Consider the following 19,141-nt stretch of genomic DNA (forward strand, 5'->3'; position numbering starts at 1 on the left):
CCCTATTCAAGCCGCCGCCGGAACAGCCAGGACGCGGCGCTGAGAGTGATCAGCGCGATGACTGCAAGGGGCCAGGTGTTGTTGAGCACCTCTTCCGCCGGGATTGCCTTCAGGAACACGCCTCGAACGACCGCCAGGAAATAGCGGAGCGGATTGGCCAGGGTGATCGGCTGCAGCCAGCCTGGCATGTTCTCGATCGGCGTGGCAAAACCCGAAAGCAGCATCGCCGGCACCATGAACAGGAACGCGCCGAGGATGGCCTGTTGCTGGGTGGCGGACATCGCCGAGATGAACAATCCGACGCCGACGACAGCTAGGAGGTAGAACACCGCGCTTCCATAGAGCAGGAAGAGCGAGCCCCGCAGCGGCACGCCGAAGACGAGCGCCGCCGCCAGCACATAGACGGTGAGGTGGAACGTGCCGATCAGCACCGGTGGAATGAGCTTGCCGATCAGGATCTCGTGCGTCCTGAGTGGCGACACCATGAGCTGGTCGAACGTACCCAGCTCCCGCTCCCGCGCGATGGACAGCGCCGTCACCACTAGCCCGATCAGCAGGGCGATGGCCGCAACGAGGTTCGGCACCATGAACCACTGGAAAATCAGGTTGGGGTTGAACCAGTTGCGCGGCACCACTTCGATCGCAACTGGCCCAGCACGGGTGCCGGACGCCGGCTCTGCCCCGAGCCCGGCGACGATCTGATTGAGATAGCCGGCCACGATCTGCGCCGAATTTGAACGGCGGCCGTCAAGAATGATCTGCAGGTCGGCCCGTGCGCCTGTGGCAAGATCGCGCGAGAATGTGGGGCCGATGCTCACTGCGGCAATCGCCTGCTGCAGGTCTATCGCCTCGCGCAACGCTTCCGGGTTGTCGACCCGGGTGATGCTGCGGAAGGTGGGTGCCCCGTCGATCCGGTTGATGAGCTCCGCGCCCCAGCGGCCGGCATCCTGGTTGAACACCACGATGTCCACATTCTTCACCTCCAAAGTCGCCGCATAGGAGAAGACGAACAGCTGCACGATCGGCGGCCCGATCAGCACCATGCGGCCGCGCGGGTCGCGCAGCACCGCCAGCAGCTCCTTGATGATCAGCGCCTTGAGCCTCGCCCACCACATCAGCCGATCCTCTTGCGCGTGTTGCGCGCCGCCAGCAGGAACATCAGGCTGCCCATGAACAGCATCACCGCCATGGCCCTGAGGAACATCGGCCAGATATCCCCGGCGAGGAATACCGACTGCAGGCTGGGAATCAGATAGCGCGCCGGCACGATGGCGGTGATGAGCTGGATCACCCGCGGCATGGAGCTGATCTCGAACAGGAAGCCCGACAAGAGGAAGGCCGGCAGGAAGGCCGAGATGAGGGCAAGCTGCGAGGCCAAGAACTGGTTCTTGGTCGCCGCCGAGATCAGCAGGCCCTGTCCCAGTGCCGGCATGAGAAAGCTCGCCGAAAGCAGGTAGAGGGCCGGCACCGACCCGCGGAACGGCACACCGAACAGGAACACCGCCACCAGCACGCACAGGGTCATGGACGCCAAGCCCAGCACGAAATAGGGCAGAACCTTACCGGCCAGCAGCTCCCACGCGGTCACCGGCGTTGCCATCATGGCCTCCATGGTGCCCCGCTCCCATTCGCGCGCCACCACAAGCGAGGTGAGCAGGGTGCCCACCAAGGTCATCACGATGGCGATCGAGCCCGGCACCAGGAAGAAGCGACTGGCCAGTTCCGGATTGAACCAGAAGCGCTGCTCCACGCCGATACCGGGTGGCGCCGTGCCGAGCTCTGCCATGCGCTGCGCGGCCCAGGTCGCCACCACCCCTCGCGCATAGTTCTGCACGAAGCTTGCTGTGTTGGGGTCCGACCCGTCGACGATCACTTGCAGCTTCGCCGCACCGGCCGCGGCAGCCTCAGCGAAATCGGCGGGAATGACCAGGATGCCGCGGATGCGGCCGAGAACCAGGTCGTCCTCGAAATCGCGCCGGTCGCGGCCGACAATCACGTCGAAATAGCGGGAGGCCTGGAAGCTCGCGGCAAGGTCGCGGGTCTGCGGGGTCGCCGCTTCGATCACCAGCCCGACCCGCGTCCGGGTGGCATCCAGCGACACGCCATAGCCGAACAGGAACAGCAGCACCAGGGGCAGCACGAAGGCAATGAGGATGCTGCTCGGGTCGCGCAGCACCTGGTAGCTCTCCTTGCGCACCAGCGCCGCGAACCGCCTCATCCGCGCTGCCCGTGCCGACCGGCCCTCATCCGCGATGCTCATGCCGCCTCCGCGAGCTCGGATCCCTCGACCAGGCTGATAAAAGCGTCTTCCATGGTCGGGTCGGGATTGTCGGGCCTGGCAACGCTCGCCTTGAGCTCGTCGGGCGAGCCCAGCGCGATGGACCGGCCGCGATAGATGAGCGAGATGCGGTCGCAATACTCCGCCTCGTCCATGAAATGGGTCGTGACCAGGACGGTCACGCCCTTCTCGACCAGGCCGTTGATATGGGCCCAGAACTCGCGACGGGTAATCGGGTCCACGCCGGAGGTGGGTTCATCCAGAAACAGCGCCTCGGGCTCGTGCATCACCGCGCAGGCCAGCGCCAGCCGCTGCTTCAGCCCCAGCGGCAGCTCCTTGGCCGACATGCCAAGGCGAGGCCCGAAGTCGAAGATCTCCGTCATCAGCGCGATGCGCTCGCGCTTGCGGGCGCCGGTAAGCCCGTAGACGCCGGCAAAGAACGACAGGTTCTGCGCCACGCTGAGATCACCATAAAGCGAGAATTTCTGCGCCATATAGCCGAGCCGGTTGCGCGCCTCGGCGGTATCACGGCGCAGATCGAAGCCGGCAACCCGCCCTTCACCTTCCGTCGGCTTGAGGAGGCCGCACAGCATCTTGAAGGTGGTCGACTTGCCCGCCCCATTCGGCCCCAATAACCCGAAGATCTGCCCCCGCGGGATGGTGAAGCTGATATTGTCCGCCGCCGTGAACGTGCCGAAGCGCTTGGTTAGCCCATGCGCCTCAATCACCGGCCGGTCGCTCTCCGCTGTCCTTAACGCTGCCACCTCTGCCAATTTCGAACGGCCGCCCGGGCCACCACCCAGCATATCGACGAACGCGTCCTCGAACCGTGGTGCCGCGGGAGCTATCGCGGTCGCCGGCCCCCCAACGCTGTCGGCCATCGGTGCGCTCTTCCCCGCAGCGAACACCAGCCGGATCGCCTCGCCCTGGATCACCCCATCGATGACGCCGGGCTCATTTAGAGCCTGAGCCAGCACTGAACGCCGCCGTCCTGCGATCCCGGTGAGTTTATAGACGCGCCCCGCAACCCGGCTGGTCACTTCGGCCGGCGTGCCGGCAAACAGAAGCTTCCCCTGATTCAGCAGCAGCACCCGGTCGCAGGCCTCCGCTTCGTCCAGATAAGCCGTGGACCACACCACGCCGATGCCCTCACGCGTCAGGTTCTCCACCATGCGCCACAGCTCGCGGCGCGAAATGGGGTCGACCCCGACGCCGGGCTCGTCCAGCAGCAGCAGCCTCGGCTTGCGCAGTAACGCGCAGGCAAGCCCGAGCTTCTGCTTCATGCCGCCCGATAGCTTGCCGGCCAGCCGCCCGGTGAACCGCTTCAGATCCGTAAAGGTGAGCAGCTCGTCGAACACCGCAGGACGCTCGCGGCTTGGCAGACCGCGCAAGTCCGCATAGAGGTCTAGATTTTCTTGAACCGAGAGATCCTCATAGAGGCCGAAACGCTGCGGCATATAACCGATGAGGCCCTGGATGCGCGCCGGATCCCGCTGCGTATCGAAGCCAAGTACGGTGAGCGAGCCCTCTTCAGGCAGCATCAACCCGGTCATCAGCCGGATCAATGTGGTCTTGCCGGCCCCGTCCGGGCCGACCAGGCCAGTGATCTCCCCACCGGAAATGGCGCCGGATATGGCATCCAGCGCCGGTGGACCTTCGCCGAAACGCTTGGTGACCGTCTCAAGGGTGACGAAATCACTGCCCATTGGCGACATGGTGCCGCTCTCCTTGGTCCATGGGCACCCGTATGGTCACCGGCATACCCTGGCGAAGGCCCTCGTCCGGCTGCTCGACAACCACCCGCAGACGGTAAACCAGATCGGTGCGCAGCTCCGGCGTCTCCACCGATTTCGGCGTGAACTCGGCCACCGGCGAGATGAAACCCACCTGCCCGCGATAAGGGCGGTCGGGTGCCGTGTCCGTCACCACCTCCACGGTCATGCCGGGGTGGATGCGCCCGAGATCGGGTTCGGCGATATAGCTGCGCACCCAGACCGGCTCGCTCAACGATAGCACCAGCACCGTATCGCTGGGCGAAATGATGGCGCCGGGCTCACGCACCCGCGACAGGATGATGCCGTTGGCCGGCGCAAGCAGATCGGTATCGGCGAGAGATGTCTTGGCCCTGGAAAGCTCTGCTTGCGCCGCCTGCAGGCTCGCTCGGGCGGCGGCAATGTCCTCCGGCCGGGTTCCTTCGAGCAGCAGCGCAAGCGCCTCGGTCGCGGAATTGACCCGTGCTTCCGCCATATCCTTCGCAGCTTGCGCCCGGTCCAGCTCCGCTTGCGAAATCGCACCACCCGGCCGCAGCCGCCGCGCCCGCACGAGCGACTGGTTGGCGTTGACGAGATCGGCCTTGCGCTCGGCCAGGGCAGCACGCGCTTGCGCGATTTCCGCCTTCCTCGGCCCTGCCTCGAGCTTGGCGAGATTGGCGGATTGGTTGGCGACCTGCGCCTCGGCCGCGCGGACCGCATCCTCGTAAGGCTGCGCATCGAGCTTGGCGAGGCTCTGGCCGGCTTTCACCGCATCCCCTTCATCGACGCTGATGCTGGCGATGCGCCCGCTGACCCGGAAGCCGAGCCGCACTTCGCGGATGTCCACATTGCCATAGAGCGTCAGCCGATCCGCCTGTGTGCGGGTCCAGCCGAGCCGCCCCGGCAGGTCGAACCACCAGCCGGCCGCCACACCGAGGCCGACAAGCACGAGCACGGCCGGGATCAGCTTGCGTCTCATGCGCGCCCTCCCGGCTGCCCCAGCGCACTCACCAGCTCGTCGACCACAGCATGAATGCGGTCCAGCTCGCGCGGGCCGATGCTCTCCCAGCCCAGCTGGGCAAGCACGGCCGCATTGGCCATGCGAAACACCACCAGGCTGCCGAGCAGCGTTACCGTGCGTAGCCGCACGTGCTCCGAGCCCACCTCCTCGCCGAGAATGATCGCCACCAGCCGACCGATCACCTCGAGCGTCGGCTTCATCACGCGCCCGTAGATCCGCTCGAAAGCTTCGGTCGGCTCCATTTGCTCGCGCAGGATGAATCGGGCCCACGGCTCCGACTGCCGGCTGACGAACAGACCCAGCATTGTCCGCATCATCTGCACCAGCAGCTGGCGCGCTTCCGCGACCTCGAGCCCACCGTCCGCCTGTTCGATGCGTGCGCGGATCTGCTCCCGCCGCCCGCTCACATGAGAGGAGATGATCTGCGCGAGGTGATCGGCAGCGGCGATATAAAGGCCTTCCTTACCGCCGAAATGATAGGGTATGGCCTGCAGATTGACACCGGCCGCCTCGGCCAGAGCGCGGGTTGTAGTGGCATCGAAGCCATAGCGCCCGAACACGTCTATGGCAGCCGTCAGCAGCCGTTCACGGGTGGCATCCCGCCGATCGGGCGCACGTCGGCGGCTGCCGGCCTGGGTACGGCGCGACTTTCGCTGAATAGACGGTTCCGCCATCGCCACCACTCCAACGACCTTCAGACTTAACCGAAACAACGGTCCCACATTAATTCATTCGACTGATTCAGTCAATCGAATGAATTCATGATAATTGAACAGACCCGCGGATCCGGCGGGCATGCTCCCCCGTTGTCATGAGCGCCTCATGAGGATTCCATGCTAGGCGATATCACACCGAGGCTATCCGAATGGCCGCCCCGTACTTCCGTATCACGCGCCGGACATTTGCGCTCTCGACAGCCGCTCTGCTCGCTTCGATTGCCAGGGCCCGATCTGAGGACCTAACGACCATGCGCCATGTTGTTCTGCTGGGTGACTCCGTGTTCGACAACGCCGCCTATGTGATCGACGGGCCTGACGTGATCACCCATGTGCGGCACCGGCTGCCCGCGGGCTGGCAGGCGACCCTTGTGGCTGCAGACGGGGGCGTGATGGCGGATATCCCCCGCCAACTAGCGCGACTTCCGGAGGACACCACTCATCTCGTGGTCAGCATCGGCGGCAATGATGCACTTGGCGAGGCTTCGATCCTGGAAGCGCCGTCGCGGTCGGTGGCTGACACCCTTCTGCAGCTCACCGAAATCCGCCGGCGGTTTCAGGTGCAATATGCCGCCATGCTGGATGCGGTGCTCGAACGGGGTCTGCCGACCGCCATCTGCACCATCTATGATCCGCGCTATCCGGACCCCGTGCAGCGCCAGATCGGCACCACAGCACTCATGGTGCTTAACGATGCAATCATCCGAGAGGCGGCGCTCCGCCACGTGCCCATCCTCGATCTGCGGCTCATCTGCAATGACGATGCGGATTTCGCCAACCCGATCGAGCCTTCGGCGCAGGGCGGCGGCAAGATTGCGGCCGCGATTGCCTCGCTTCTCGCAGCCCATGACTTCAGCGCCGGCAGGTCGGCGATCTACGCTCGCTGAGGCAGGCCCTTCCCAGCCCGCAAGCTCCTGAACGTTACGGAATAGCGCAGGCTCTCCATCGGCGGAATGCTGTGTTCCCATTCGGTGCGCACCGGCCCGCGCAGCAGATAGGCCGAGCGCGGCTCCACCGTGACCGACAGCCGTTCCCAGCCCGAGCCCGCCTTGCGCCTCAGCCGGAACCGGCAGGGCGACAGGAGCGAGATGCCGATCACATCCTCGAACAAGGGCCGGTCCCGGTGCCAGCCGATGCCGGCGCCCGGCGCATATTCCGTCACCAGCACATGGACCAGATCCTCAGGCGAAAGGCCTGCAAACCGGGCAGCGACCTCCCGCAACGGCAACAGGAAGTCGGGAATGGGCGCCGCCTCCTGCATGCGGCTCGTGTTGAAATCATAGTGGAGGCCGAACGAGACCACCCGCCGGTTACCGAGATAGCCCTGGAACGCGAAGGGCCTGAACGGCAACGCCTCCAGCTGTTCGACCAGCCAGGCTTCCTCCGCCGGTGTGATGACCTCCGGCTGGTAGGCGAAGCCGTCCGGCAACACCTGATCAGCTGCAAGCAAATCCATTTGCCGCGCGTTCATGGCACCGCCTGTCCCTGAGCCCTGATTACCCCCTTGTTTTTCCAAGAGATCACAACGATCTCTCGGGAATAAGGCGTTTTGGACCTCGTCCGTTCCGGATTACATTCCGAGACATCAACCGCCCCGCAGCATCACACAGAGCCTGCCCGTGACCTTGCCCTTCGACAACAGTTATGCCCGCTTGCCGGACCGCTTCTATGCCCGTGTCGCGCCCACTCCGGTCCGCGCGCCCAAGCTCGTGAAGCTCAACCGGGCACTGGCCCGCAAGCTCAATCTCGATCCGGACTGGCTGGAGAGCCCCGAGGGGCTGGAGATGCTGGCCGGCAACCGTATCCCGGACGGCTCCGAGCCCATCGCCATGGCCTATGCCGGCCATCAGTTCGGCCAATTCGTCCCGCAGCTCGGCGATGGACGTGCCATCCTGCTCGGCGAGGTCATCGGGCGCGACGGCGTGCGCCGCGACATCCAGCTGAAGGGCTCGGGCCCCACCCCCTTCTCCCGCCAGGGCGATGGGCGCGCCGCCATAGGGCCTGTCTTACGCGAATATCTGGTGAGTGAGGCCATGGCCGCTCTGGGCGTGCCCACCACCCGGTCCCTGGCCGCGGTGCTCACCGGCGAAGTCGTTATCCGTGACCGCTTCCTGCCCGGCGCCGTGCTGACGCGGGTGGCCAGGAGCCACATCCGCATCGGCACGTTCCAGTATTTCGCTGTGCGCGGCGATTTCGAGGCGCTGCAGCAGCTCGCGGACTATGCCATCGCCCGACACTATCCCGAGGTGGCTGAGGCCGATCATCCCTATCGCGCCTTCTTGGACGCGGTGGTGAAGGCCCAGGCCGAGCTCGTGCCCAAATGGCTGCTGATCGGCTTCATCCATGGCGTGCTGAATACAGACAATACGTCCATCGCCGGCGAGACTATCGACTATGGCCCTTGCGCCTTCATGGACACCTATAGTCCAACGACCGTATTCAGCTCGATCGACTATCACGGCCGTTACGCCTATGGGAACCAGCCGCAGATCGTGCACTGGAACCTGGTGCGCTTCGCCGAGACGCTGCTGCCGCTGCTGTCCGACGACCAGGACAAGGCTGTGGCCATGGCGCAAGAGGCAATAGACACATATCCCAAGCTGTTCGAAGCGGCCTACCACGCCGGCCTGCGCCGCAAGCTCGGCCTTGAGACCGCGCGCGATCATGATCTCGATCTCATCCATGATCTGCTCAAGGCCATGGCCGAAAACGGCGCCGACTTCACCCTCACCTTCCGCAATCTGAGCGAAGCGGTAGCGGACCCCGCCGCCGACGAGCAGGTGCGCAGCCTGTTCACCGACCCGGCAGCCTATGATGCGTGGGCACCGCGCTGGCGGCAGCGGCTCGCCGACGAGCCGGGCGATCCTGCTGCCCGGCGGCAAGCCATGCGCGCAGCCAACCCCATGTTCATCCCGCGCAACCACCGCATCGAGGCGGTGATCAATGCAGCGGTCGACGACAAGGACTACGCGCCGTTCGAAGAGCTGCTGGCCGTGTTGTCGAGACCCTACGAGAACCAGCCAGCCTTTGCTCTCTACGCCCAACCACCGGAACCGCACGAGCGCGTCCTGAAAACCTTCTGCGGCACCTGAGTGCCGGCATCCTCCCTCAGCCGTTGACGAGCGGCTCGAGAACCGGTCTCGTATGAGGCGATCACCGGGAGGAAACAAATGACACCAGAGACGATGCTCGCCGCCTTCACCTCGGCCGTGGAGCGGCGCGACGGCACGGCCTTTGCCCAGCTTTTCACCGAGGATGGCGTGTATCATGACGCGTTCTACGGGGCGTTCGAGGGCCGCGAGCGCATTGCCGAACTGATCGACGACTGGTTCCACCGCACCGCCCGGGACTTCCGCTGGGACATGATCGACCCGGTGACCGACGGCCGCATGCTCTATGCGCGTTATCTCTTCAGCTATGTCTCGATACTGCCGGAGGCCCAGGGCCGGCGTGTGATGTTCGAGGGCGTGGCCATCATGCGCCTGAGGGATGGCCTGATCGCCGAGTACCACGAAGTCGCCAACACCGGCCCTACCCTCCTAGCCATCGGCTTCCCTCCGGCGCGGGTGGCGAAGATCTTGGAGCGCCAGGGCGAAGCCCTGCTGGCCCGCGACGAATCCGCCCGCCACCGACACCCATAGAGCCCGACCGCCTTAACGGTCGACCGCCAGCTTGGCCCCCAGCGCGGCGAAGGCACCGGCGAAGGTGCGGCGCATCCAGGTCAGCACCCGCGGCCGCGAGAGGATGTGGCTGCGGACCGCGGCGGCGCACAGCCCGTAGGCCACAAAGCCCACGAAGGTCACCAGCATGAATACGGCGCTGAGCTCCAGCATCTCGGCCAGCGCCCCCGGCTGGTCCGGGTGCACGAATTGCGGCAGGAATGCGAAGAAGAAGATCGACAGCTTCGGATTCAGGATATTGATGAGAATGCCGGAGACGACCACCTGGGTGGCCGAGCGTGGCGCGGCACCCGCCTCGATCTTCAGCGCCCCATGCTCCTTGAGCGTCATCCAGGCCATGTACAGGAGATAGGCCACCCCGAGATACTTCAGCACCTGGAAAGCAATCGCGCTCGTGTGCAGCAGCGCGGCAAGGCCGGTCACCGCGGCAGCGATATGGGGCACAATACCGAGGGTGCAGCCAAACGCTGCCACAACGCTGGCGCGGGCTCCTCGCGAGAGCGCGGCAGCCAGGGTGTAGAGCACGCCCGCACCCGGTGAGATCACCACGATGATGGTCGTCAGCAGAAATTCTATGCTCACCGGCAACGCTCCGCCTATCGCAACGACGAACGTCCTTCCATGTGGACGCGGCCAGAGACATGCTGCGTCCAGTAGACGCCTGCTTCCCCATTGGTGCCGGCGCAGACCAGCAGGGGATCCCCGCCAAAGGCAGGCGAGAGGCCGCGGTAGGAGAAACGCTCCGGCGCACGGCCTTCTTCGGATGCTGCCAAATTCAACAGCAGCGTCGCCTGTATCGGCCCATGGACCACCAGGCCGGCATAGCCCTCGACCTCCGTGGCATAGGGATAATCGTAGTGGATGCGGTGGCCGTTGAAGGTGATGGCGGAATAGCGGAACAGGAAAGTAGGCGGCGTTTCCACCGTCCACGTGCGGCTATGCGGCCGCGCCGCCGCATCGTCTGCAGCGGTTGGGCCTGTGCTGGTCCCAGGCTTCGCCGCTTCCCGATAAACCATATCGTGCCGTTCGCGCAGCGCCACCCCGCGCCCGGTGGAATAGACATGGTCCACCGCCACGAACCACAATTCGCCGCTACGGCCCTGCTTGCGCGTGATGTTAGCGATGGTGGTCACCCGCTTCACCCGGTCGCCTACGCGAAGGGGGTCGAATATCTCGACCGAGCCGCCGGCCCACATGCGCCGGGGCTGCGGCACCGGTGGAACATCTCGGTTCTTGGCGGGGTGGCCATCCGGCCCGAGTGCCGATTGAGGCGCGATTGCGGGGGAGAGGCACCAGTGGATGCCGAGCGGCGCCTCATCCGTCGTGGTCGGCGCCAGGAACGGCTCGAAGGTGGCGCGGAAACTGGCCACCAGGCGCGGCGCCACCACGTCCTCGGCTTCGGTTGTCCGGCCGATCCACTCGGCGAAGGGCTTCTCGCTTTCCACTGCTGCCGCCATCACGAACCTTCTGAACAGGACTTAATAGGACCGTGGCATGCCGAGCACGTGCTCGGCAAGATAGGCGAGGATCAGATTGGTGGAGATCGGCGCGACCTGATAAAGCCGCGTTTCCCTAAACTTCCGCTCCACGTCATATTCCTCGGCAAAACCGAAGCCGCCATGGGTCTGGATGCAGACATTCGCCGCTTCGTTGGAGGCATCCGCGGCCAGCATCTTGGCCATGTTCGCCTCCGCACCGCAATCGCGCCCGGCCTCGTATAGCCGTGCTGCCTCCTTCACCATCAGCTCGGCTGCCCGCATATTGGCATAGGCCCGCGCGATCGGGAACTGGATCCCCTGGTTCGCGCCGATGGGCCGCCCGAATACCTGCCGCTCCTTGGCATAGGACGCAGCGCGCTCGAGCAACCATTTGGCGTCGCCAACGCATTCGGCGGCAATCAGGATGCGCTCGGCGTTCATGCCCGAGAGGATGTAGCGGAAACCCCTGCCCTCTTCCCCAATCAGGTTCTCCGCCGGCACGCGCACATTGTCGAAGAACACCTCGGTGGTCGAGTGGTTCATCATCGTGCGGATGGGCCGAATGGAGAGGCCGTTCCCGCGCGCTTCTCGCATATCCAGCAGGAACACGGACAGGCCGTCGGTGCGCTTGGCCACCTGGTCGCGCGGCGCGGTACGCGCCAGGAGCAGCATCAGGTCGGAATGCTCCGCCCGGCTCGTCCAGATCTTCTGGCCGTTGATCACGTAATGCCCATCTTCCTTCCGGGCGAAGGTGCGGATCGAAGTGGTGTCGGTGCCGCTGGTCGGTTCTGTGACGCCAAAGGCCTGCAGCCTGAGCTCTCCGGAAGCGATCTTCGGCAGGTAGCGCTCTTTCTGCTCCGCACTGCCGTGCCTGAGCAGCGTGCCCATGATGTACATCTGCGCATGGCACGCCGCCCCGTTGCATCCGGCCCGCTGGATCTCCTCCAGCACCGCCGCGGCCGCCGAAAGGGTGAGCCCAGCCCCCCCATATTCCTCGGGGATGAGGGTCGCGAGATAACCGGCCTCAGTCAGAGCGTCCACAAATTCCTTTGGGTACCTTCGCTCCACATCGAGCTTGCGCCAATATTCGCCGGGAAAGCGCTCGCACAGCTTGCGCACCGCCTCGCGGATCTCTTGGTGGTCTTGCGGCTCGAACATCCCTCAGGCGCTCCGTGCAAGAGGCGGTGCAGCTTCACCCGCACGGCCGGGCGCGAACAGCTCGAGGTCGCGCACCGGGATGTCGGTCGGCAGCGCTAGGATCTTTCCAATCAGCGCATTCGCTTCACCCGCCGCCATGCCGCCGTCCAGGAGCAGTGCCCGTGCCTTGACCGAGAGTTCCTCGGGGCCGACCGGATTTTCCGGATCCCCCTTCGCCTCCCGGCGCGAGGCATGCAGCTTGCGGCCGTCCGCCGTCTCGACCGTGATCTCCGCACCCCAGCTCCGGGGATAGGCGCTATCGACCCCCGGGGCGACGGAGAGCGCGACTTTGGGCCGCTCGCCCGCCATGCGGCTACGGCTTGCGGCATCGAAGCTCGCCTGATCCACCCGGCCGTCCTTGAGGGCAATGGCCACGCAGTGCTGCAACGAGAACTTGGCGCTGTAGGGATCTTCCGGCTGCGGCCGGTCGCAGACATCGAGCGCCGCTTGATAGGCGCCGACCGTCACTCTGGCGATCTCCGCGCCGCCAAGCTCAGAATGCAGCCCTATGGCCGCGTCGATCGCCGGATGCGTATGCCGGCAGCACGGCCACGGCTTGATGGACGTGCGCGTCAGCTGCCAGGACTGCTCCGGTGCCGCCGTGACCGCCGCCGGGACCGGGTCCCGGCAGAAGCCGGCGAAAAAGCCCTTCTCGCCCTCCAAGATGCGTTCGGGCCCGGTGAAGCCCTCGCGCGCCAGTTGCGCCGCCAGCACGCCGGATTCGGCACCACGGGCAGTGTGCAGATGCTTGCTCATGGCACCGGACGCCAGAAACTCCCACAGGCCTGATGACTGCGTGCCAGCATTGCCCAGCGCCCACACGGCCTGATCCCCGGTCAACCCCAGGAGCTCGGCGGCCGCCATGGCCGAGCCAAACGGGCCGCAGGTCGAGGTATTGTGCCAGACCCGGTAATGCGCCTTGCCGACCGCCATACCGACCCGGCAGCATGCCTCATAACCGGCAAGCACCGCTTTCAGGAATGCGCGGCCGCGCAGGTCATGCTCTTCCGCCACCGCCCAGGCTGCAGGAATGACCACGCAGCCGGGATGGGTGACGGAATCCCGGTGCAGGTCGTCCATCTCCAGGATGTGGCACAGGCCGCCGAGGTAGAAGGCGCGCCGGCCGGTGTCGCCACGGGCAGGCGGTGCGACCGTGGCCAGGATCCGGGCCGGCTCCGTCTTCAGCGCACCAAGCGCGCAGGCCAGGGTGTCGAGTACGAATAGCGATGCCCATTCGAAATCGGCTTCGGTAATGTGCTTATCCCGGACGAGATGGACGAGGCTTCGGGTCAGGCTCATGCCGCACCTCCTTTCGCCATGGCTTGGGCCGAGCTTGCAACGCCGCCCTGGCCGAATTCCTGCCGCAGCGCCTCCGTATGCTCGCCAAGCCTCGGAATTCGCCCCAGCGTGTGCCGCACACCGTTCATGATCACGGATGGCGCCAACAGCTCCACCGTGCCCTCCGGTGTCTCCACCGCCGCCCTTGTGGCGCTGCGGTGGCCGATCAGATCGTCCATGGTCGAGACCAGCCCATAAGCGAGGCGTGCCTCATCCAGCAGCCGGCGGATCTCGGCCACGCGAGAGCGTCCGACCCGATCCTGGATCAGCTGGTCCAGCGTCTCGCGATTGTTTACCCGCGCCGTGTTGCGGTCGAAGCGGGGGTCGGTCGCCAAGGCGGCGTCATCCAGCACCCGCTCGCAGAACACCTTCCACTCCCGCTCGTTCTGGATGGCGATCACCACATCTCCGTCTTGCGCTTGAAAGACCCCATAAGGCGCGATCGTCGGGTGCGCGAGACCGATGCGCCGCGGCTCCCGCCCACCGTAGCGCCGCGTCAGGTAGGGCACGTTCATGTATTCGGCGATGGTGTCGAACAGCGACACCTGGATATGGCAGCCCTCGCCGGTCCGCTCACGCATGAGCAGCGCTTCGAGAATGGCCGAATAGGCCACCTGCCCGGTGGAGATGTCGCACACCGAAAGACCGACCCGGCTCGGCCCGGACTCCGCGGAGCCGGTCACACCGGCCAAGCCCGTCTCGGCCTGGATCAGCAGGTCATAGGCCTTGCGGTCCTGGTCGGGCGTATCGGGTGCATAGCCCAGAATGTCGCACACCACCAGGCGAGGGAACCGCGCCCGCAGGCTGGCGCTGCCGATGCCGAGCCGGTCCGTCGCCCCCGGCGCCAGATTCTGCACGAACACGTCTGCGCGCGCCAGCATCGCATCGACAAGCGCAAGATCTTCAGGCTGCTTCAGGTCGACGACGCAAGACTCCTTTCCCCGGTTGTTCCAGACGAAATAGGTCGACTGCCCCAGCACATAATCATCGTAGCCCCGGGCGAAGTCGCCCTCGGGCCGCTCCAGCTTGATCACACGGGCGCCGGCATCCGCAAGTCGCGACGTGGCAAACGGTGCGGCCACCGCCTGCTCCAGCGCGACCACGGTTATTCCTTCCAACGCACGAGCCAATGCGCTTCCTTCCCTGTTCATCAGAACTGAGGACACGCCCTGACCGCCTTGAAGTCAAATAGCATTTAGGAATGGCGGATATAGCGATTTGCTCAGGCTGAATGACAACCGACTAATGCGCACCTGGCCCGCAAGGCTTGGCTAGTTGTAGAGATTGGGCCTATGGGATTCATCGGAGAGTTCGGCCGTCCATGCCCTATCCCTGACGAGTTGGCGCAGGATATCCCATGAGAGCTGCCCGATGGCGCGGGGCGCCGTGGCCAAGGGGCGCTCCGTCGAATAGGCGAGATACACCCTGCGGGTGATCTCCGGCCTCGCAAAGCACCAGATCCGGAACACCCCAGCATCCGCTTCGCTCTGCACGGCCATGCGGGGCAGGATGCCATAGCCAAGGCCGCGCGCCACCAGCTTCTTGATCTGGCTATAGGAGTCGATCTCGATGGCCGGCTGGATGGGCACGCGCACCGAGAGCGCCGCCTGCTCGATCAACTCGCGCAGCCCATGGCCGGGGCCGGGCACCACCAGCGGCAATCGCGCGGCTTGGGCGAGATCGACCGTTGCGTTCTGAAGGAACGGAGGCGCATCGCCAGTCAAGGACCCGGCAAATAGGCAGATCTCCTCCGACAGCCCATGGTGCACCGCAAGCCCCTTGGGGTTGGAGGTGGCATAGAGCATGGCGAGGTCCACCTCACCCCGCTTCAGCCATTCAAGCACATAGCCGCTCATCGCCTCGACGACCCGAATGCGCACATCGGGATAGCGCGCTTTGGCAGCCTCGATCAGAGGCGCTGCCAGAAGTTCGCCGACCGTGCCGGGCAGGCCGAAACGCACCTCGCCGCTGGGCGCCAGAGCACGCCCGCGCACACTATCGGCGATCTCGGCAAACTCGGCGAGGATGCGCTTGGCGTGGTGCAGCAACCGGTCGCCCGCTTCGGTCGTCTTCACCCCCTGCGCGCCCCGATAAAGCAGTGTCACGCCGAGTTCTTCTTCCATATGACGGACATGCTGGCTTAAGGCGGGCTGGGCAACGTGCAGCTGATTGGCTGCCTTGGAGAACGAGCCGCTCTCGACCACCTTGGAGAAATACCGCAACTGACGCACGTCCATCACGCCCTCCCCTGGCCGGCTTGCATAGCAGCTATAACATTCTTTTATGCAATCCTAGCAGCCAGCGGTTTGGCCAGTCTAGCTGTGATCGATCTGGTACGAGACGTGGCGAAAATTGCCGCTCAACGGCTTACCGCTTGGCGGCTTGCCGCTCAACTGAGCAGACGTACGGCACAAGAGGTTCAGGAGATAAGCCGCGACATCGGGGCTGCGCGGCTCAGGAGGAACGATGGCCGCGATCGTGCGCTGCAGGTCGCGTTCGTTTATCTCGAGAAACGAAAGCTGCTGGCCCTGCAGCTCGGCACGCACGAACTGATAGGGCAAAATAGTCGAGTAGCCCCCAACAGCGCGCGCAGCAAGCGCCTTCAGTGTCCCAAGCGAGTCAAGCTCCAGTTCAGGGCTGAGCGTCACACCGCGCCGCGCACAGATCTGGTCGATAATCCTGCGCAGCCGGTGAACGCGGCTCGGCAGGATGAGCCGCGTGCTGGCAAGTGCCGAGGGCTCGATCGGGGCGCGCGTCGCCTCACGCGAATGCGAGAACACCAGCACCAGCCGTTCTGAAAGCAGATCGACCGGCGCGAGGTCCGCCGGCACATCCTCGCGGCCCAGCACAGCCAAGTCGAGCTTGCCGCGCAATGTGAGACTACAGAGGTCGTCGCTATAGGCCTCGATCAGTGCCAGGTTCAGCTTGGGATGATTGTCCCGCACATGGGCGGCGAGGCCATCGAAGAAGGCCGGCGCCACGGTTGGGCAGGCGCCCACTATCACCTGGCCGCTGAGCTGGGACGAACGATGGCGCAGCTGCCGTACCAAGTCATCGAGCCCATCCAGGTGCTGGCGCGACTTGGCCAGCAGGAACCGGCCTTCATCCGTCGGCTCGGCGCCCCGCCCCGTACGATTAATAAGGGAGACGCCGATCTCCTTCTCCAGGAGCTTGATCTGCCGGGTCAGCGCCGGCTGCGCGATACCGATTGAGCTCGACGCCCGCGAGAAGCCGCCATGCTCGCACACGGCGATGAAATAGCGCAGCCGCCTGAGATCTATGCCGGCCTTTTCCAAGTTGTGCGTCCTGGTTCACGGGATGGCCTGGCGCTAGACGGCCGTTCGGCCAGCCGGCCGAGCAGCCTGGCGATCCATCCCGGTGTCAGCGGTTCGAACAGGGGGTTCTTGGGCGGCCTGCTGAGATTGGCTTTGGCCGGCACCAGATCGATGATCGACAGCCGCCCGTGATAGGCCAGCCACCAGACCAACAGCACGCCAACCAGCCAGAACACGAGCTGCCAGGCGAGCAGGGAAGGCATCCCGAGCGCCACATCGCCTCCAGCGAACATCGGCTGGCTGAAAAACGCGTTGCCCAGGATCGCGCCTGGACCGAGCGCCAGAAAGGCCCAGATCAGGGTCAGCGACCACTTGGCGCCGCGCGCCGCCCGCCCGCCGAAGTCGGCCCGGTAGCACCGGCTGAACTCGTCATGCAGCCGCTGCCGCTGTGCGCGCTCCTCGCCCCCGCGGGTGAACAGCGCCACGAGTAGGCAGATCGCCACGTTGAACACCAGCCCCCAGGCGGCGGAATGGACGGTGAGCGGCCAGCGCCCCCAGGGCAGGTCGACAAATAGCGCTTCGAAGATGATGAGACCGAAAGGCTCGGTAAACACCACCAGAAGCGTGCCGATCACGAGCCCGGCCAGCACGGCGCTGCGGCTGATCCACGACACCCAGCAGAGCCCGAGGAACGCCGGTAGCAGCTGCGCCGACAGGTTGAGTGCCAGGGACGAGAAGATCGCCGCGCTCAGGGGCGTGAATGTCGCGATCAGGGCGACCGCGGCAAAGATCGCCGCGAGTGCAATGCGCGCCGCCAGCTTGCGGCCGGCAGGGCTGAGCTCCGGCAGCACATAGCGCCCGATGAGCTCGATCGTGACGATATTGGCACCGGACGCCGCGAAGAAGACGATGCCGAGCTGCAGAGCACCCAGCAGCATCATCACGAAGCAGGCGGCCACCAGCTGGTCGAGGGAGGCAAGCCGCGCCGCAAGACCGGCAAGCCCGCGCGGATCGGAGGCGTTCATCTCCGCGGCGATGGTCGGGGCCACCAGCAGCAGCAATCCGGCCGCCAGCCCACCGACCATCCACACTTGGTTGAAGGCGAAGGCGCGCTTGGCGGCAGTGGTAATCCCTAAGAACGCAAAGCCTGGGCTCAGCACGATGCCGATCAGCCCCAGGGCGAAGGAGACGATCGCCACTGTGGTCCATATCCCGCCGGCAGCCGCCTCCTTGCCGATCCCCGCCGAAAACTGCATCACGCCGGGAATCCGATCGGGCAGCACGCCGTCGGTCGTGGCGATGCCCTGCGCGGTAAAGGCAATGGGCTCGAAGACAAGGCTCACGAACCCACCGGTAAACAGCAGCAGGGCCAGCACCAGAAGTGCCAGGCCTGCCGCCACATAGATCACCGCCCGCCAGCCGCCGATCACCGCGTGCAGGAACAGGAAGAACGCGACCACCCAGACGGTGAGGCTCGCCGGTACTGCCGTCACGCTCTCGACCAGCGCGCCGATCTCGGCCAGGCAATATGCGGAAAACGGCACCGCGAACAGGAACAGAATGACCAGCAGGTAGATCCGCAGCGCCACGCTGCCATAGTAGTCGCCGATCAGATCGCCGATCGTGCGCTGACCCATGATCCGCGCCGCGAGCCACACTCGCTTCTGCACCAGCGCACCGCACAGCGCCACCAGGATCAGCCCTACCGCCACATGGCTGTATTGCAGGCCGTAAGCGGCCGTCAGCAGCAGGTGGTCATAGAGATTGAGGCCCGCCAGCACCACCCCGGTCCCGGCGAAGATATAGCCCCAGGGCGGGATGGCGAGGCCGGCGTCCAGATAGTCCTCGGAGCGGTGTGCCGCCCGCGCGCTCAATGATGCGATATAGATCGCATAGGCAAAGAAGAAGCCGGCAATCGTCACGAGGAGCGTGGTCACCGCCTGCCCTCCCCGGCGGCCCGGTCAGCGCCATCGCCGTCAGCACGGAATTCGCGGATCACGTCGAAGGCCTCGAACGCCCGACGCACGCCGAAATGGGTGATCATGTAGAACACGACGGCTGCGAAGACCGCCACGAAGCCGACGCTTATCGGCAGGAAGGCACGCGCACCGAACCCCGGCGAAAACAGCGCCGCCATGCCGAACGCCAGCACGCCTACCCCGTAGATCACGAGGCCCAGCACCACCTCCTTGGGCGTGAAGCTGGTGCGGAATACCGCGTTGACTATGATGTGCCCGATGAAGGCCGCAACGACCACCGCGAAGGCAGCGATGATGGCCCAGCTGCCGCCGGAACCGAGGCCGTAATCGAACAGCGCAGCCGCAACCAGCCCGAACGCCAGCCAGATCGCCATCACCAGCGCGTGCCGATCCAGCCTTTCGGTCGGCGTCATCGGGTCCATGGGGCA

At 65.3% G+C, this 19,141-nt stretch carries 18 protein-coding genes; 3 read left to right on the forward strand and 15 right to left on the reverse strand.

Annotation, left to right across the window (positions count from 1 at the left end; all coding sequences use genetic code 11):
* Nucleotides 1-2 precede the first annotated feature (2 nt).
* The 5 genes from E4P09_RS09670 to E4P09_RS09690 are packed head-to-tail and all read right to left on the reverse strand — an operon-like array spanning nucleotide 3 to nucleotide 5,724.
* Entirely contained in the window at nucleotides 3-1,115 is a 1,113-nt protein-coding gene (locus tag E4P09_RS09670) for an ABC transporter permease (RefSeq protein ID WP_137389414.1), read from the reverse strand.
* Nucleotides 1,115-2,260 carry an ABC transporter permease gene (locus E4P09_RS09675; RefSeq protein WP_137389415.1) on the reverse strand — a complete coding sequence of 382 codons (1,146 nt, stop codon included), beginning with the start codon at nucleotides 2,258-2,260 and terminating at the stop codon, nucleotides 1,115-1,117. The genes E4P09_RS09670 and E4P09_RS09675 overlap by 1 nt, the downstream gene beginning before the upstream one ends.
* The gene (locus E4P09_RS09680) at nucleotides 2,257-3,984 is read right to left on the reverse strand and encodes an ATP-binding cassette domain-containing protein (RefSeq protein WP_170984426.1); all 1,728 of its coding nucleotides are present in this window, start codon (nucleotides 3,982-3,984) and stop codon (nucleotides 2,257-2,259) included. The genes E4P09_RS09675 and E4P09_RS09680 overlap by 4 nt, the downstream gene beginning before the upstream one ends.
* The gene (gene hlyD, locus E4P09_RS09685) at nucleotides 3,974-5,008 is read right to left on the reverse strand and encodes a secretion protein HlyD (RefSeq protein WP_137389417.1); all 1,035 of its coding nucleotides are present in this window, start codon (nucleotides 5,006-5,008) and stop codon (nucleotides 3,974-3,976) included. Before hlyD ends, E4P09_RS09680 begins: the two co-directional genes overlap by 11 nt.
* Nucleotides 5,005-5,724: a CerR family C-terminal domain-containing protein gene (locus E4P09_RS09690; RefSeq protein ID WP_137389418.1), complete on the reverse strand. Its 720-nt coding sequence runs from the start codon at nucleotides 5,722-5,724 to the stop codon at nucleotides 5,005-5,007. The genes hlyD and E4P09_RS09690 overlap by 4 nt, the downstream gene beginning before the upstream one ends.
* Nucleotides 5,725-6,017: 293 nt before the next feature.
* Between E4P09_RS09690 and E4P09_RS09695 the strand changes: the two genes are divergently transcribed.
* Nucleotides 6,018-6,653: an SGNH/GDSL hydrolase family protein gene (locus E4P09_RS09695; RefSeq protein WP_137389419.1), complete on the forward strand. Its 636-nt coding sequence runs from the start codon at nucleotides 6,018-6,020 to the stop codon at nucleotides 6,651-6,653.
* Here E4P09_RS09695 and E4P09_RS09700 read toward each other — a convergent pair.
* The gene (locus E4P09_RS09700) at nucleotides 6,641-7,237 is read right to left on the reverse strand and encodes an alpha-ketoglutarate-dependent dioxygenase AlkB (protein WP_137389420.1); all 597 of its coding nucleotides are present in this window, start codon (nucleotides 7,235-7,237) and stop codon (nucleotides 6,641-6,643) included. The two genes, E4P09_RS09695 and E4P09_RS09700, sit on opposite strands and share 13 nt — an antisense overlap.
* A 142-nt stretch (nucleotides 7,238-7,379) precedes the next feature.
* Between E4P09_RS09700 and E4P09_RS09705 the strand changes: the two genes are divergently transcribed.
* Nucleotides 7,380-8,858: a protein adenylyltransferase SelO gene (locus tag E4P09_RS09705; RefSeq protein ID WP_137389421.1), complete on the forward strand. Its 1,479-nt coding sequence runs from the start codon at nucleotides 7,380-7,382 to the stop codon at nucleotides 8,856-8,858.
* Between the two features lie 78 nt (nucleotides 8,859-8,936).
* A complete protein-coding gene (locus E4P09_RS09710) occupies nucleotides 8,937-9,407 on the forward strand; it encodes a nuclear transport factor 2 family protein (RefSeq protein WP_137389422.1) in 471 nt (156 codons plus the stop codon).
* Between the two features lie 12 nt (nucleotides 9,408-9,419).
* Here E4P09_RS09710 and E4P09_RS09715 read toward each other — a convergent pair whose 3' ends face one another.
* From E4P09_RS09715 to E4P09_RS09755, 9 genes are all read right to left on the reverse strand, one after another.
* Nucleotides 9,420-10,028, reverse strand: coding sequence for a LysE family translocator (locus E4P09_RS09715; RefSeq protein WP_137389423.1), 609 nt, complete (start codon nucleotides 10,026-10,028; stop codon nucleotides 9,420-9,422).
* Nucleotides 10,029-10,042: 14 nt separating this feature from the next.
* Nucleotides 10,043-10,903, reverse strand: coding sequence for an HTD2 family dehydratase (locus tag E4P09_RS09720; RefSeq protein WP_137389424.1), 861 nt, complete (start codon nucleotides 10,901-10,903; stop codon nucleotides 10,043-10,045).
* Nucleotides 10,904-10,924: 21 nt separating this feature from the next.
* Entirely contained in the window at nucleotides 10,925-12,082 is a 1,158-nt protein-coding gene (locus E4P09_RS09725) for an acyl-CoA dehydrogenase family protein (RefSeq protein WP_137389425.1), read from the reverse strand.
* Between the two features lie 3 nt (nucleotides 12,083-12,085).
* On the reverse strand, nucleotides 12,086-13,420 hold the full coding sequence (locus tag E4P09_RS09730) for an MmgE/PrpD family protein (protein WP_137389426.1): 1,335 nt from the start codon (nucleotides 13,418-13,420) through the stop codon (nucleotides 12,086-12,088).
* Nucleotides 13,417-14,589, reverse strand: coding sequence for a CaiB/BaiF CoA transferase family protein (locus tag E4P09_RS09735; RefSeq protein WP_137389427.1), 1,173 nt, complete (start codon nucleotides 14,587-14,589; stop codon nucleotides 13,417-13,419). Before E4P09_RS09735 ends, E4P09_RS09730 begins: the two co-directional genes overlap by 4 nt.
* 141 nt (nucleotides 14,590-14,730) lie before the next feature.
* Nucleotides 14,731-15,696 carry a LysR family transcriptional regulator gene (locus E4P09_RS09740; RefSeq protein ID WP_137389428.1) on the reverse strand — a complete coding sequence of 322 codons (966 nt, stop codon included), beginning with the start codon at nucleotides 15,694-15,696 and terminating at the stop codon, nucleotides 14,731-14,733.
* 78 nt (nucleotides 15,697-15,774) lie between these two features.
* Nucleotides 15,775-16,755: a LysR family transcriptional regulator gene (locus tag E4P09_RS09745; protein ID WP_137389429.1), complete on the reverse strand. Its 981-nt coding sequence runs from the start codon at nucleotides 16,753-16,755 to the stop codon at nucleotides 15,775-15,777.
* Complete coding sequence (locus E4P09_RS09750) at nucleotides 16,737-18,671, reverse strand: hypothetical protein (RefSeq protein WP_137389430.1); 1,935 nt, start codon at nucleotides 18,669-18,671, stop codon at nucleotides 16,737-16,739. The genes E4P09_RS09745 and E4P09_RS09750 overlap by 19 nt, the downstream gene beginning before the upstream one ends.
* Nucleotides 18,668-19,135, reverse strand: a complete 468-nt coding sequence (locus tag E4P09_RS09755; protein ID WP_137389431.1) for a hypothetical protein — start codon at nucleotides 19,133-19,135, stop codon at nucleotides 18,668-18,670. Before E4P09_RS09755 ends, E4P09_RS09750 begins: the two co-directional genes overlap by 4 nt.
* Nucleotides 19,136-19,141 lie beyond the last annotated feature (6 nt).

This window comes from Rhodoligotrophos defluvii (assembly GCF_005281615.1).
GTDB lineage: Bacteria > Pseudomonadota > Alphaproteobacteria > Rhizobiales > Im1 > Rhodoligotrophos > Rhodoligotrophos defluvii.